The organism is Streptomyces pactum, assembly GCF_002005225.1.
Classification (GTDB): domain Bacteria; phylum Actinomycetota; class Actinomycetes; order Streptomycetales; family Streptomycetaceae; genus Streptomyces; species Streptomyces pactum_A.
The window spans coordinates 5011548-5025576 of record NZ_CP019724.1 but is presented as its reverse complement, the minus strand read 5'-3'; the positions used below and the strand labels follow the sequence as shown (position 1 = coordinate 5025576).

Annotated in this window: 11 protein-coding genes; 4 read left to right on the top strand and 7 right to left on the bottom strand. The window is 72.5% G+C overall.

The genetic code is table 11. From position 1 onward, the window contains the following. Nucleotides 1-112: 112 nt before the first annotated feature. The gene (locus B1H29_RS21435; RefSeq protein ID WP_055417392.1) at nt 113-859 is read left to right on the top strand and encodes a DUF6227 family protein; all 747 of its coding nucleotides are present in this window, start codon (nt 113-115) and stop codon (nt 857-859) included. 273 nt (nt 860-1132) lie between these two features. On the opposite strand, the gene B1H29_RS21430 is transcribed toward B1H29_RS21435, so the two are convergent. The 4 genes from B1H29_RS21430 to B1H29_RS21415 all read right to left on the bottom strand — a co-directional run bounded on the left by B1H29_RS21430 (nt 1133) and on the right by B1H29_RS21415 (nt 7240). Beyond that, nucleotides 1133-3346 carry a PTS fructose transporter subunit IIABC gene (locus tag B1H29_RS21430; RefSeq protein ID WP_055417393.1) on the bottom strand — a complete coding sequence of 738 codons (2214 nt, stop codon included), beginning with the start codon at nt 3344-3346 and terminating at the stop codon, nt 1133-1135. 169 nt (nt 3347-3515) lie between these two features. Next, on the bottom strand, nt 3516-4463 hold the full coding sequence (pfkB, locus tag B1H29_RS21425; RefSeq protein WP_055417394.1) for a 1-phosphofructokinase: 948 nt from the start codon (nt 4461-4463) through the stop codon (nt 3516-3518). Beyond that, nucleotides 4460-5221: a DeoR/GlpR family DNA-binding transcription regulator gene (locus B1H29_RS21420; protein WP_055417395.1), complete on the bottom strand. Its 762-nt coding sequence runs from the start codon at nt 5219-5221 to the stop codon at nt 4460-4462. The genes pfkB and B1H29_RS21420 overlap by 4 nt, the downstream gene beginning before the upstream one ends. A 498-nt stretch (nt 5222-5719) precedes the next feature. Continuing rightward, the gene (locus tag B1H29_RS21415; RefSeq protein WP_055417396.1) at nt 5720-7240 is read right to left on the bottom strand and encodes an MFS transporter; all 1521 of its coding nucleotides are present in this window, start codon (nt 7238-7240) and stop codon (nt 5720-5722) included. A 63-nt stretch (nt 7241-7303) separates the two neighbouring features. Here B1H29_RS21415 and B1H29_RS21410 point away from each other — a divergent pair, with 63 nt between their 5' ends. Then, nucleotides 7304-8275, top strand: coding sequence for a helix-turn-helix transcriptional regulator (locus tag B1H29_RS21410; protein ID WP_055417397.1), 972 nt, complete (start codon nt 7304-7306; stop codon nt 8273-8275). Nucleotides 8276-8674: 399 nt separating this feature from the next. On the opposite strand, the gene B1H29_RS21405 is transcribed toward B1H29_RS21410, so the two are convergent. Beyond that, a complete protein-coding gene (locus B1H29_RS21405) occupies nt 8675-9502 on the bottom strand; it encodes a TetR/AcrR family transcriptional regulator (protein ID WP_079160366.1) in 828 nt (275 codons plus the stop codon). Nucleotides 9503-10024: 522 nt separating this feature from the next. Next, a complete protein-coding gene (locus B1H29_RS21400) occupies nt 10025-11023 on the bottom strand; it encodes a sigma-70 family RNA polymerase sigma factor (protein WP_055417399.1) in 999 nt (332 codons plus the stop codon). 243 nt (nt 11024-11266) lie between these two features. On the opposite strand from B1H29_RS21400, the gene B1H29_RS21395 reads away from it, so the two are divergent. Further along, nucleotides 11267-11785 carry a GNAT family N-acetyltransferase gene (locus tag B1H29_RS21395; protein ID WP_055417400.1) on the top strand — a complete coding sequence of 173 codons (519 nt, stop codon included), beginning with the start codon at nt 11267-11269 and terminating at the stop codon, nt 11783-11785. Nucleotides 11786-11828: 43 nt separating this feature from the next. After that, the gene (locus B1H29_RS21390; RefSeq protein ID WP_409350901.1) at nt 11829-12353 is read left to right on the top strand and encodes a MarR family winged helix-turn-helix transcriptional regulator; all 525 of its coding nucleotides are present in this window, start codon (nt 11829-11831) and stop codon (nt 12351-12353) included. Between the two features lie 112 nt (nt 12354-12465). Here B1H29_RS21390 and B1H29_RS21385 read toward each other — a convergent pair whose 3' ends face one another. Beyond that, nucleotides 12466-14001, bottom strand: a complete 1536-nt coding sequence (locus B1H29_RS21385; RefSeq protein WP_055417401.1) for an MFS transporter — start codon at nt 13999-14001, stop codon at nt 12466-12468. Nucleotides 14002-14029: the final 28 nt, after the last annotated feature.

Genomic DNA, 14029 nt, shown 5'->3' with positions numbered 1-14029 from the left:
GCGGCCCGCGCGTTTTTCGTGCGTACGTTTTCTCGGTTCCCGGACATGATGTCCGACCGAGGGGCTACGGTATGCACCCACAAGGTGACATGCAGCAACGCCGGGAGAAACCTTGAGCGTTCCGTACGAGACGGCAGCGTACGAACCACCCGAGTCGCCCGAGTCTCCGGAGGAGCACCTCATGCGACTGCTCGGTCGCGCATTGAACTCGTTCGAGCTGCCCGACGAGACGATACGACAACTCGACTGCGCGCTGGCGCACGACGGTTCCCTGCACTCCGCGCACCACAGCGCGGGGCTGCACCGCGAGACGTACCGGCACACCTGGCTGCTCGCCGACGGCTCGGCGGTCACGCTCTGGGAGCTCGTCCACAACACCGCCCCGGGCAGCGAACCGCAGCACGAGGTGTACGTCGACGAGGAGGAACTGCGCACCGCGACCGCCCGGCTGGCGCTGCCGCCGGAGACACCCGACTTCGAACTCCCCGTGCAGGTGCAGCTCGCCCCGGCCCCCACCCCGCGGCACGCGTACGTGCCCGACGCCTCGGCGGACCACGCACGCCGGCTGCTGCGCCGCGCGGAGAACCCGGACCGGCCCGGCGCCGACCTCGCCGCCCTGCTGACGACGGCGTCCGCGCACCGGATCACCCAGGCCTTCGGCGGCCCCGGCCGCGCGGGCCGCGCCCGGATCGGCTTCTCGCTCTACGAGCACGCGTTCCTGCTGCGTGACGGCGCGGAGGTCTCCCTCTGGGAGGTCGAGCACACGGCCACGCCCGACGGGCGGCACATGTGCGAGGTGTACGACAGCGAGGACACCGCCCGCCACGCGATGGAACGGCGCGCGGCGCAGGTCTCCTAGCGGGTCTCCCAGAAGGGCGCGGGCCTCCTGGCGGGGCTCTTAGAAGGGACTCCGCAGGGCCTCCCAGCGGGCCTCCCAGTGGGTTCCCGGCGGGTTCCCGGCGGGTTCCCGGCGGGTTCCCGTAGGTTCCCCGCTCGGCTCCCAGCGTGTCCACCACCCCGAGAGTTCTTCCGGAGGGTCCTCTGGAAGGGCTTCCAGGAGCGCGGTGCGAACGCCGCCGGGCCGGGCCCCTCGCGGAGCCCGGCCCGTGAACCACCGGCGACGACCGGCGCCTTACGCGGCCACCGGCTGCTTCGCCCCCGGCGTCGAAGCCGACGGGTCCGCGCCGCCCGGGCCTTGGGCCACCGCTCCCTGCGCCGGCTTGCGCAGGCCCTTGAGGACGATGACCAGGGCCGCGGTGACGCAGACGCCCGCCGCGATGGCGACCAGGTAGAGCAGCGGGTTCCCGATCAGCGGGACCACGAAGATGCCGCCGTGCGGGGCGCGCAGCGTGGCGCCGAAGGCCATCGACAGGGCGCCGGTGACCGCACCGCCCACCATGGAGGACGGGATGACCCGCAGCGGGTCGGCCGCGGCGAACGGGATCGCGCCCTCGGAGATGAAGGAGGCGCCCAGCACCCAGGCGGCCTTGCCGTTCTCGCGCTCGGCGGCGTTGAAGAGCCTGCCGCGCACGGTCGTGGCCAGGGCCATCGCCAGCGGCGGGACCATACCGGCCGCCATCACCGCCGCCATGATCTTCATCGCCGAGTCGCTGGGGTCGGAGACCGCGATGCCGGCGGTGGCGAAGGCGTAGGCGACCTTGTTGACCGGTCCGCCGAGGTCGAAGCACATCATCAGGCCGAGCAGGGCGCCGAGCAGGATCGCGTTGGCACCGGACAGGTCGCTCAGCCAGTCGGTCATCGCCTTCTGCGCGGACGCGATGGGCTTGCCGATCACCACGAACATCAGGAACCCGACGATCGCCGAGGAGACCAGCGGGATCACCACCACGGGCATGATCCCGCGCACCGCCGCCGGGATGCGTATCCGCTGGATCGCCATCACCACGGCACCGGAGATCAGACCGGCCGCCAGACCGCCGAGGAACCCGGCGTTGATGGTCAGCGCGATCGAGCCGCCGACGAACCCGGGGACCAGGCCGGGCCGGTCGGCCATGCCGTAGGCGATGTAGCCGGCCAGCACCGGGACGAGGAAGGCGAACGCCACGCCGCCGATCTGGAACAGCAGCGCCGCCCAACTGTCCGCCTGGGACCACACGAAGTGGTCCATCACCGACGGCGCCTGGTTGATCTCGTAGCCGCCGATGGCGAAGCCCAGGGCGATCAGCAGACCGCCCGCGGCGACGAACGGGACCATGTAACTGACACCGGACATCAGCCAGACGCGCAGCTTGGTCCCGTATCCCTCGCCGGATCCGCCGCCGCGTTCGACGGGCGTCGCACCCGCGGGACCGGCCGCGGTGACCTCGCCCCGGGCCGCCTTCCCGCGGACCTCGCCGATCAGCTCGCCGGGCCGGTTGATGGCCGCCTTGACGCCGGTGTCGACGGTGGGCTTCCCGGCGAAGCGTTCCTTGTCGCGTACGGGCACGTCGTGGGCGAAGATCACGCCGTCCGCCGCCTCGATCACCGACGGGTCGAGCCGGGTGAAGCCCGCCGAGCCCTGCGTCTCGACGACGACCTCGACGCCCGACTCGCGGCCCGCGTTCTCCAGCGACTCGGCCGCCATGTAGGTGTGCGCGATGCCGGTGGGGCAGGAGGTGACGGCGACGATACGGAAGGGACGCTCCGGCTGCTCGGACGTCCCGGCCTGACCGGACTCACCGGACCGGCCGGAACGACCGGGCTGGTCGGACTGGTCGGACTCGCCGGACTGGGCGGACTGTCCGGACCGGCCGGGCGTCCCGGGCTCGTGCGCCTTGTCGGTACTGACCGTGGCGGTCTCGGCGGAGGCCGCCGCCGAGACCGCCACGGAGTCCCCGCCGCGGCCGGAGACGCCTTCGGAGGCACCCTCCGGGGCACCTGCGGAGGCGCCCGCGTCACCGGTCGGCGCCTCTGAGCGGATCAGCGCCGCGGCGGCGGTCGCGTCGCCCACCGACCGCAGCGCGGTGGTGAACTCGGCGTTCATCAACTGCCGGGCCAGTGAGGAGAGGATCGTCAGGTGGGCGTCGTCGGCGCCCGCCGGCGCGGCGATCAGGAAGACCAGGTCGGCCGGGCCGTCCGCCGCCCCGAAGTCGATTCCGGCCGCGCTGCGCCCGAAGGCGAGCGTCGGCTCGGTGACGTGCTCGCTGCGGCAGTGCGGGATGCCGATGCCGCCGTCGAGGCCGGTCGGCATCTGCGCCTCACGGGCGGCCACGTCGGCGAGGAAGCCCTCCAGGTCGGTCACCCGGCCCTGGGCCACCATCCGCTCGGCGAGGGCACGCGCCGCCGCTTCCTTGGTGTCGGCGGACAGGTCGAGGTCGACCAGATCCGCCGTGATCATGTCGCTCATCGCGGGCTCCTTAGCTCGCGTATCGCCCGGAACGTGGGGTGGTGGGCGGGGGCGGGGAGGGGGACGGGGGCACTGCGGTGGGGGCTGGAGACGGCTTCGGGGGGAGAACCGGAGAAGGCGGAGTCGGCAGGACGCCCGAAGGGGGGACCGGGAAGCCGCGGGGAGGAGTTCACGACGCCGGCTCCTTCAGCGCACGGTCCGCCGGCACCTCCGCCGTGACGGTCACCGCGCCCGGGTCCAGGTCGGCCGGCGTCGGCATCACGCTGCCGGGCAGTCGGACGGCGGCGGCGCCGTGCGCGACGGCGGAGGCGAGAGCCCCGGGCCCCGCGCCCCCGGCGACGAGGAAACCGGCGAGGGAGGAGTCGCCGGCGCCGACATTGCTGCGTACCGCGTCCACGCGGGCGCTGCCGAACCAGGTGCCCGCGTCGTCGACGAGGAGCTGTCCGTCGGCGCCCAGGCTGGCGAGCACGGACCGGGCGCCCAGCTCCCGCAGCTCCTCGGCGGCCTTCACCGCGTCGCCGATGGTGAACAGGGGGCGCCCGACGGCCTCCGCGAGCTCCTCCGCGTTCGGCTTGACCACGTCGGGCCGCTCACGCAGCGCCTGGAGCAGGGCGGGCCCGGAGGTGTCCAGGGCGATGCGGACGCCGGCGGCGTGCGCCCGGGCGACCAGGGCCGCGTACCAGGAGGGGGCGAGTCCGCGGGGCAGGCTGCCGCAGCAGGCGATCCAGTCCGCGCCGGGCGACTGCCGCCGTACGGTCTCCAGGAGCAGTTCGCGTTCGGCCGCCGTGAGTTCGGGGCCCGGCGCGTTGATCTTCGTGAGGACGCCGTCGGCCTCGGCGAGCGCGATGTTGGCCCGGGTGACCCCGGCGATCGGCACCGGCGCGACCTCGATGCCCTGGGCGTCGAGCAGTTCGGTGACGAGCGCGCCGGACGGGCCGCCCAGCGGCAGTACCGCGACGGTGCGCCGGCCGGCCGCCGTCACCGCGCGCGAGACGTTCACGCCCTTGCCGCCCGGGTCCACGCGCTCGCCCGTGGCGCGGACGACCTCGCCACGGTCGAGGGAGGGGACCTCGTAGGTGCGGTCCAGAGACGGGTTGGGGGTGACCGTGAGGATCATGCGCGTACTACTTCCGTGCCGGCCCGCTCGATGGCGGTGGCGTCTTCGGGGCTCATCCCGCTGTCGGTGATCAGCAGGTCCACGTCGCTCAGGGCGCCGAAGCGGGCGAAGTGCTCCTGGCCGTGCTTGGAGGAGTCGGCCAGCAGCACCACGCGGCGGGCGGCGGCGACGGCGGCCCGTTTGACGGCGGCCTCGGCGAGGTCGGGGGTGGTCAGACCGTGCTCCACGGAGAAGCCGTTGGCCGCCACCAGGAGCACGTCGGCGCGGATCTCGCCGTACGCGCGCAGCGCCCAGGCGTCCACGGCGGCGCGCGTACGGTGCCGGACGCGCCCTCCGACCAGGTGGAGCTGGATGCCGGGGTGGTCGGCGAGGCGGGCCGCGATGGGCAGGCTGTGGGTGACGACGGTCAGCGAGGTCTCCGGCGGGAGCGCGGCGGCCATGCGGGCCACCGTCGAACCGGCGTCGAGGATCATCGTGCCCTCGGTCGGCAGTTCCGCCAGGGCCGCCTTGGCGATCCGGTCCTTCTCGTCGGCGGCCGTGGACTCGCGCTCGGCGAGGTCCGGCTCGAAGTCCAGCCGGCCGGCGGGGATCGCGCCGCCGTGCACCCGGCGGATCAGACCGGCGCGGTCGAGTGCCTTGAGGTCACGGCGGATGGTCTCCGCGGTCACCTCGAACTCCTCGGCCAGCGAGACCACGTCGACCCGGCCGCCGTCCCGGGCGAGCCGGAGGATTTCCTGCTGCCGCTCCGGTGCGTACATGACCGTTCACCTCCGACCCGTGCCCGAACCTGTGGTTTCACTCGGAGGCTACGCCCGGTTTTCGGGTATGTAAACCGGAAACAGAAACGTTCGGACTCAAGCAAGCATGAACGGGCATTCCGACTCGGCCCACCCTGGCCTTCCGGAACGTGCGGAAGCCCCCGGGGCTCACCCAGGGCGGCCCGGGGCCCGCTCAAGGCTCGCCCGAAACTTCCCGGGACTTGCTCAACAGGCACTCGACGCCTGCTCGGGGCTTGCTCGGGACGCACTCGAGCTTGCTGGGGACGCAGTCGAAGCCTGCTCGGGACCCACCCGGAGCCTGCTCGGGACGCAGTCGAAGCCTGCTCGGGACCCACCCCGAGCCTGCTCGGGGCTTGCTCGGAGCCTGCTCGGAGCCTGCTCGGGGCTTGCTCGGGGAGCACGGGCTGCGCACGAACAGGGACGAGCCCGGCACCGAAGTACCGGACCCGCCCCTGCCTCCTCGTCAAGCGCGGTGGCTCAGACCAGCGCGGGCTCCTTCTCCTCCGCCCGCTCCTCCGCCTGAGCCCCTTCCACATGCTGGGCCGGCCGCTTGGGCAGCGCGAACATCAGCAGGAAGATGACGCCCAGCACCCCCGCCACCCAGCCCAGCGCGCTCTGGAAGCCGTCCGCGTAGGCGGCACCGATCCGGGACGGCGTCAGGTGGTCGCTCATCGTGCCGAAGAAGACCACCGAGACCAGCCCCAGCCCCAGCGCGTTGCCCATCTGCTGCACGGTGTTGATGAGCCCGGACGCGGCCCCGGCGTGCTCACGCGGCACCTGGGACAGCACCGCGTCGGTCAGCGGGGCGACGATCAGACCCATGCCGAGCCCCATGACCACGAGCGGCAGCGCCATCTGCCAGGACGTGATGCCGAGTCCGTACCGCTCGGACTCCCAGATGTAGACCAGCACCCCGGCCGCCATCACCAGCGCGCCCGCCTGGAGCACCTTGCGCCCGAAGCGCGGGACCAGCTTCTGCACCGACAGGCCCGCCGCCACGGAGACCGCGACGGAGAACGGTACGCCGGTCAGGCCGGCCCGCAGCGGGCTCCAGCCGAGCCCTTCCTGCATGTACAGCGTCCAGACCAGGAAGAAGATGCCGAGGGCGACTCCGAAGACGGTCTGCACGGCGATGCCCGCCGCGAAGCTCTTCACCTTGAACAGCGACAGCTCGACCAGCGGCGAACCGTCCCGCGCGGTCTTCCGCCGCTCGTAGGCCACCAGCACCGCGAGGACGACGAACGCGCCCGCCATCGAGAGGTACCCCCACAGCGGCCACCCCAGCTCGCGGCCCCGGGTGAGCGGGTAGACCAGCATCAGCAGACCGAGGGTGACCAGGGCGACTCCGACCAGGTCCAGCTTGAGGGCGCGCGGCGCCTTGGACTCGGTGATGAAGCGGCTGCCGAGGACGAGTCCCGCGATGCCGACCGGCAGGTTGATGAGGAAGATGGGCCGCCACTCGAGTCCGAAGAGGTTCCACTCGGTGAGCAGGGCGCCCAGCAGCGGTCCGGAGACGGCCCCCAGACCGACGATCGCGCCGAACAGCCCGAACACCTTGCCGCGTTCGTGCGCCGGGAAGGTCGCGTGCACGATCGACAGCACCTGCGGCACCATCAGCGCCGCCATGGCGCCCTGGAGGATGCGGGAGGCGACCAGCATCTCCGGGTTCACGGCGAGGCCGCACAGCGCGGACGCGACGGTGAAGCCGCCGATGCCGACGAGGAAGACCCGCTTGCGGCCGTGGATGTCGCCGAGCCGCCCGCCGGTGATCAGGCCGGCGGCGAAGGCAAGGGCGTAACCGGCGGTGATCCACTGGATCTGGCTGAAGGAGGCGCCCTCGTCGTGCCGGATCGACGGGATCGCGATGTTGACGATGGTGACGTCGACCAGGTCCATGAAGGCCGCGGTCATCACGATCGCGAGGGCGAACCAGCGACGGCGGTCGCCCGCGGCGGGCTGATCCGGTGACGGGCGTTCGGGGGTGTGCGTGGAGGTCATGGAAGGAAAGCTATGGGCTTTGTAGGACAGGTCGCGTCCTAGATGTGCGGCATCCTCTGACTCATGACGACGGACACTCCGGCCCGGCTCCTGACGCTCCTCTCCCTCCTCCAGACGCCCCGCGAATGGCCCGGCGGCGAGCTCGCCGACCGGCTCGGGGTCTCCCGCCGCACGGTCCGGCGGGACATCGACCGGCTGCGCGAGCTGGGCTATCCCGTGCAGGCGACGATGGGCGCCGACGGCGGTTACCGGCTGGTGGCCGGCAAGGCGATGCCGCCGCTCGTCCTCGACGACGAGGAGGCGGTGGCCATCGCGGTCGGGCTGCGCGCCGGCGCCGGTCACGCGCTCGAGGGCGTGGACGAGGCGTCGGTACGGGCGCTGGCCAAGCTGGAGCAGGTACTACCGGGCCGCCTCCGCCACCGCGTCGCCACCCTCCAGGCCGCGACGACGCCGCTGACCAGCGGGGACGGCCCGAGCATCGCGCCGGAGACGCTCACCGTCATGGCCTCCACGGTCGCCGGACGGGAGCGGCTGCGGTTCGCCTACCGCGCGGGCGACGGCACCGAGTCGCGGCGCGTGACGGAGCCGTACCGGCTGGTGTCGACGGGGCGCCGCTGGTACCTGGTCGCCTACGACCTCGACCGGGACGACTGGCGGACCTTCCGGGTCGACCGGGTGAGCGAACCGTTCGCCACGGGTGCGCGGTTCGCCCCGCGGGAGTTGCCGACCGGGAGCGCGGCGGAGTACCTGCGGCGCTCGATGCAGCGGCGCGGCGACTCGTACGAGATCGTGGTCGCCTTCGACGCGCCGGTCGAGGCCGTCGCGGCGCGGCTGCCGCAGTGGCTCGGAACGCCGGAGGCGGCGGACGACGGCGCGTCGTGCGTCCTGCGGGCGACCGTGTCCGACGCGGTGGAGTGGATGGCGGTACGTCTCGCGATGCTGGGGGTGGACTTCCGGGTGCGGGAGCCGGCGGAACTGGTCGAGTGCGTACGGGGGTTGGGGGCGAGGCTGGCGAGGGCGGCAGGAGACGGGTGACGGGCCCCGGCCACCCTCCGGTCACGCCATGGCCGCTCCGGTCATCCCCCGACCCTCGCCCCGACCGCACCGGCCGACCTCGCCCCCAACCCCCGGCCGCACCGGTCAATCCTCGGCCCCAGAAACACCCTTCGGAGCCGGCCAGCCTCCGACCCTCGCCCCGGACGCTCCAGCCACCCCCCGACCCTCGCCCGGGCCGCTCCAGCCAACGTCCGGCCCACACCCCGGACGCTCCAGCCACCCCCCGACCCTCGCCCGGGCCGCTCCAGTCATCCTCCGGCCCACACCCCGGACGCTCCGGCCATCCCCCGGCCCCGGCGACACTCCGGGCCCGGCCGGACTCCGCACCTCGCCCTCCTCCGGCCCGGCAACCGGCGCCACGAAGTGCGCGCCCCGTCGCTACCCCGCAGGACCGCCCTCGCCGCCCTCCCAGGCGATCCCCCGCAACACCTGGAGATTCCGCAAGGCCAGCTCCAGAGGGCTCCGCGCCCTCCCGGGCGAGGCGCCCTCGCCCGAGGCACCCTCGGACGGGACACCCTCGGACGGGACACCCTCGGTGGCAGCCGCCCCGGACGGGACACCCCCGGCGGCAGCCGCCCAGTGCTCCACCGCCACGCGCACCGCCGCACCCGCCACAGCAGCCGCGAAGTGCAGCCCGGGAGACGCCTTCAGCCGCGCGGCAACGTTGTCGTCCCCCCGCGCCATCCGCACGGCCAGCGCCTCCACGAGCCCCCGCTCCGCCGTCTGGCAGACCTCCGCCCACACCTTCCGCAGCGCCGGACTGGTCTCGGCCAGGCGGATGAGCGTGCGGGCCCACTCCCAGGAGGGCGCCGACACCCCGGCGCCCGGCGTCAGCGTGTGCCGTACGGCGTACTCCAGGGCTTCGGGCGGGGACAGTTCGGCCGGGGCCTCGCGCACCGCCTGCGCCCAGCGCTCGGCACCCAGGGCGTAGAGCGGGGCGACGGCCTCCTCCTTGGTCGCGAAGTAGCGGTAGAAGGTGCGCGGGGCGATGCCCGCGGCCCTGGCGATGTCCTCGGCGCGGGTGGCGCGCAGGCCCTGGCCGACGAAGAGCCGGGCCGCCGCGCGGGCGATCTCCATCCGGGTCTCGGCCTTGCGCCGCTCGGTCAGGGAGACGGGCGCCGGACCGGCCGCGGGGACCGCCGACGATGAGACGGGCGCCGGACCGGATGCAGGGACCGCCGACGATGCTGGGATGGTGCTGCTCACTTCGGCAGGCTATGCCGCTGTGGCACAATCTGCCATTCGGCGGGCCACCCCGGGGTTCAGGTTCGGGGTGCCCCGCCTCCCCGGTCCGCTGCGGCCGCGCGGCCGGTACCCGCCCCCGCCGCGCGAGGGCACGCAAGGAGCCGGGCTGCGGCGCCCCGGGGGGAGAGGCGCCGAGCCCGGCTCGGGGAAGTCCCGGCGCCGGGGGGAGTGCGTCGGGACGTGGTCAAGGGGGTGTGGCCCGCTCGAGGATCGGTGCTCCGGGGCCCGAACCGGTGGGCCCGGTGTTCTTGTTCCCGGCCCGCGCCGGTTGAAGCAGCGTTGTACGGCCATGTTTGCGCGGGGGTTCGGCCACCGGCGTACGCCCCACACGTCACGTCACGCCCCCACGTCACGCCCCCACATCACGGCCGCCGACCGCCGGCCGGTGGCGACCCGGCCATGCCGACCGGGTCGTGCCGCATCCCGCGCGGGTACCGCCGTCCCGCACGCTTCCCGCGCGGCTACCGCCGTCCCGCGACCCGTTTACGCCGCGGCCTCGAAGCCGGTGTCACGGGCCAGCTTCTTCAGCTCCAGCAGCGCGTGCTTCTCGATCTGCCGGATCCGCTCGCGCGTGAGTCCGTGCTCCTTGCCGACCTCGGTCAGCGTACGCTCGCGGCCGTCGACGATGCCGTACCGCATCTTGATGATGGAGGCCGTGCGCGGGTCGAGGCGGCCGATGAGGTCGTCGAGCTCCTCGCTGCGCAGCAGCGTCATCACCGACTGCTCGGGCGACACGGCGGAGGTGTCCTCCAGCAGGTCGCCGAACTGCGTCTCGCCCTCGTCGTCCACCGACATGTTCAGCGAGACGGGGTCGCGGGCCCAGTCGAGCACGTCGGTGACGCGCTCGGGCGTCGAACCGAGCTCGGCGGCGATCTCGGCGGGCTCCGGCTCACGGCCGTGCTCGCGGTTGAACTCGCGCTGCACGCGGCGGATCCGGCCCAGCTCCTCCACCAGGTGGACGGGCAGCCGGATGGTGCGCGACTGGTCGGCGATCGACCGGGTGATGGCCTGACGGATCCACCAGGTCGCGTACGTCGAGAACTTGAAGCCCTTGCGGTAGTCGAACTTCTCGACCGCGCGGACCAGACCGGCGTTGCCCTCCTGGATGAGGTCGAGGAGGGGCAGACCGCTGCGCGGGTAGCGGCGGGCGACCGCGACCACCAGGCGGAGGTTGGAACGGATGAAGACGTCCTTGGCCCGCTCACTCTCCTCGATCAGGGTCTCGAGCTCCTCCCGGGTGGCATCCGCCCCGGTCTCCTCGTACCCTTCGAGGACCTGCCGCGCGAACACACCCGCCTCGATGGTCTGGGACAGCTCGACCTCCTTGGCGGCGTCGAGCAGCGGTGTCCGTGCGATCTCGTCGAGGTACATGCCGACCAGATCGCGGTCGGCGAGCTCGCCGCTGCCTGCGCGGACGCTGGTTGCCGCGTCGGCCGTCTCGCCGGTGGCGGACTTACGACGGGCGACGGCACGGGTTGCCATGCGTGCTCCCTTGCGATGGTGGTTCAGCGGGTGGTCCTGTGGACGTCGGGCACCGTGTGGGGTTGTCGTCCTCGGTCGTCTCCGGTTCGTCGGTCCCGGATCCGGCCTCCGGTCCCTCCCCGGACTCTCCTCGGGTGCCCTGCATCCGATGGAAACAACGACTGGAATCCGGACAGAATTCCCAACCCGACCGCCGATTTTTCTGATCATGCAGTACCCTGTGCCGCCGCATGAGGAGGCACGATGCCGTCGGGACATACAGAGGTCCAGGTCAGGCCCGGAATCGAGGACGACCTCAAGGCCCTCACCGACCTCTACAACCACTACGTACGTGAGACGCCCATCACGTTCGACACCGATCCGTTCACCCCGGAGGAGCGCCGCCCTTGGCTGCTCTCCCACCCTGAAGACGGCCCGCACCGGCTGAGGGTTGCCACGGACGCGGACTCACGGGAACTTCTGGGATACGCCACATCCAGCCCCTATCGCGCGAAGCCCGCCTACGGGACCTCGGTGGAGACCACCGTCTACGTCGCCCCGCGAGCCGGCGGCCGCGGCATCGGGACGCTTCTCTACGCGTCCCTCTTCGAGGCCCTGGCCGGCGAGGACCTGCACCGCGCCTACGCGGGCATCGCGCAGCCCAACGCCGCCTCCGCCCGGCTGCACGAGCGCTTCGGCTTCCGGCACACCGGGACGTTCCGCGAGGTGGGCCGCAAGTTCGGCCGGTACTGGGACGTGGCCTGGTACGAGAAGCCGCTGTAGTCCGACCCCATTTTGTTTAATGTTCAAGAAGTGTTTCCGTACGATGGGATACATGAACACGGCACCCATCCCGGCCCCCGCCGACGAACCCCGCTGGCTCAGCGCCGGGGAACAGCGCGTGTGGCGCTCCTACATCGAGGCCGCCACCCTCCTCGAGGACCACCTCGACCGTCAGCTCCAGCGCGACGCGGGCATGCCGCACGTCTACTACGGCCTGCTCGTCAAGCTCGCCGAGTCACCGCGACGGCGGCTGCGGATGACGGAGCTGGCCCGGTACGCGAAGATCACCCGCTCCCGACTCTCGCACGCGGTCGCCCGCCTGGAGAAGAACGGCTGGGTGCGCCGCGAGGACTGCCCCTCCGACAAGCGCGGCCAGTTCGCGATCCTCACGGACGAGGGGTACGAGGTGCTGAGCCGGACCGCGCCGGGCCATGTGAACGCCGTGCGCCAGGCCGTGTTCGACCGGCTCACCCCCGAACAGCAGAAGTCCCTCGGCGAGATCATGCGGATCGTCGCCGAGGGACTTCAGCCGAGCGAAGCGGGTGCGGACCTGCCCTGGCTGCGCTGAGCACGCGGCCGGGGCAGCCAGGACAGGTCCTGGGAAGCGTGCGCGAGAGGCGTCCCCTCCCCCCGCGCACGGGTGGAACAAGGGGCCCGAGGGGGTACCGCGTCCGACGTCGTCAGTGGGCGACGACCGGCACCGGCAGCTCGTCCTCGACCGCGTCGCCCGAGCCGGAACCCGTGACGGCGGTGCCGCCCGGGCGGCCGGCGTTGACGAAGGTCAGGGCGATGGCGGCCGCCACGACCAGGATGCCGACGGCGAACCAGATCGCGCTGGTGTAGCCCTGCACCTGCCCCTCCAACTGGACCAGCCGCTGCTGGGACCGGGAGGCCGCGCCGCCGATGTGGTCGGCGACGTAGGACGTGGTCGCCGAGGCGGCGATCGTGTTCAGCAGCGCCGTACCGATCGCGCCGCCCACCTGCTGCGAGGTGTTGACCATCGCCGAGGCGACACCGGAGTCACGCGGCTCCACACCCATGGTGGCCAGGGACATGGCCGGCATGAACGCCGTACCCATGCCGAGGCCGAGCAGCAGCATGCCGGGCAGCAGCACGGCGGCGTAGGAGGTGTCGATCTCGAGCTGGGTCAGCAGCAGCATGCCGACGGCGGCGACCAGGAAGCCGGGGCCCATCAGCAGCCGGGGCGCGACCCGGGTCATCAGGCGGGTGCCGATCTGCGTGGAGCCCGTGATCATGCCCGCGATCATCGGCAGGAAGGCGAAGCCGGTCCTCACCGGCGAGTACCCCTTCACGATCTGCAGGTAGTACGTCAGGAAGAGGAACAGGCCGAACATCGCGATGATCGCCAGGCCCAGCGAGAGGTAGATCCCGCCCCGGTTGCGCTCGGTGATCACGCGCAGTGGCAGCAGCGGGGCCCTGACCCTGGACTCGACCAGCACGAAGGCGAGCAGCAGCACGGCGGAACCGACGAACATGCCGACCGTCACCGCGTCGCTCCAGCCGTCGGACTCGGCACGGGTGAAGCCGTAGACGAGCGCGACCAGGCCGAGGGTGGACAGGATCACGCCGGGGATGTCGAGCGGCGAGCGGTTGCGGCTGCCCTGCGGCTCACGGATGACGAGGTACGCACCGGCCGCGGCGACGATCGCGAACGGGATGTTGACGAAGAACGTCCAGCGCCAGTTCAGGTACTCGGTGAGGAATCCGCCGAGGATCAGTCCCACGGCGCCACCGCCACCTGCGATCGCACCGTAGATACCGAAGGCCTTGGCGCGCTCCTTGGCGTCCGTGAACATCACGGCGAGCAGGGAGAGCGCGGCGGGCGCGAGGAGTGCGCCGAAGACACCCTGGAGGGCGCGGGAGCCGAACATCATCGCCTCGTTGGTGGCCGCGCCGCCGAGCCCGGAGGCGACGGCGAAGCCGGCCAGACCGAGGACGAAGGTGCGCTTGCGGCCCCACAGGTCGGCTATCCGGCCGCCGAACAGCAGCAGGCCACCGAAGGCGAGGGCGTAGGCCGTGACGACCCACTGCCGGTTGCCGTCGGAGATGCCGAGGTCCTGCTGGGCGGAGGGCAGCGCGATGTTCACGATGGTGGCGTCGAGGACGACCATGAGCTGGGCGAGCGCGATGAAGACGAGCGCTTTCCAGCGGCCGGCGTCCGGGACGCCGGGAGCCTTGACGGCTGTTTCAGACATGGGGATACCCACTTCGGGACTTCGTGAC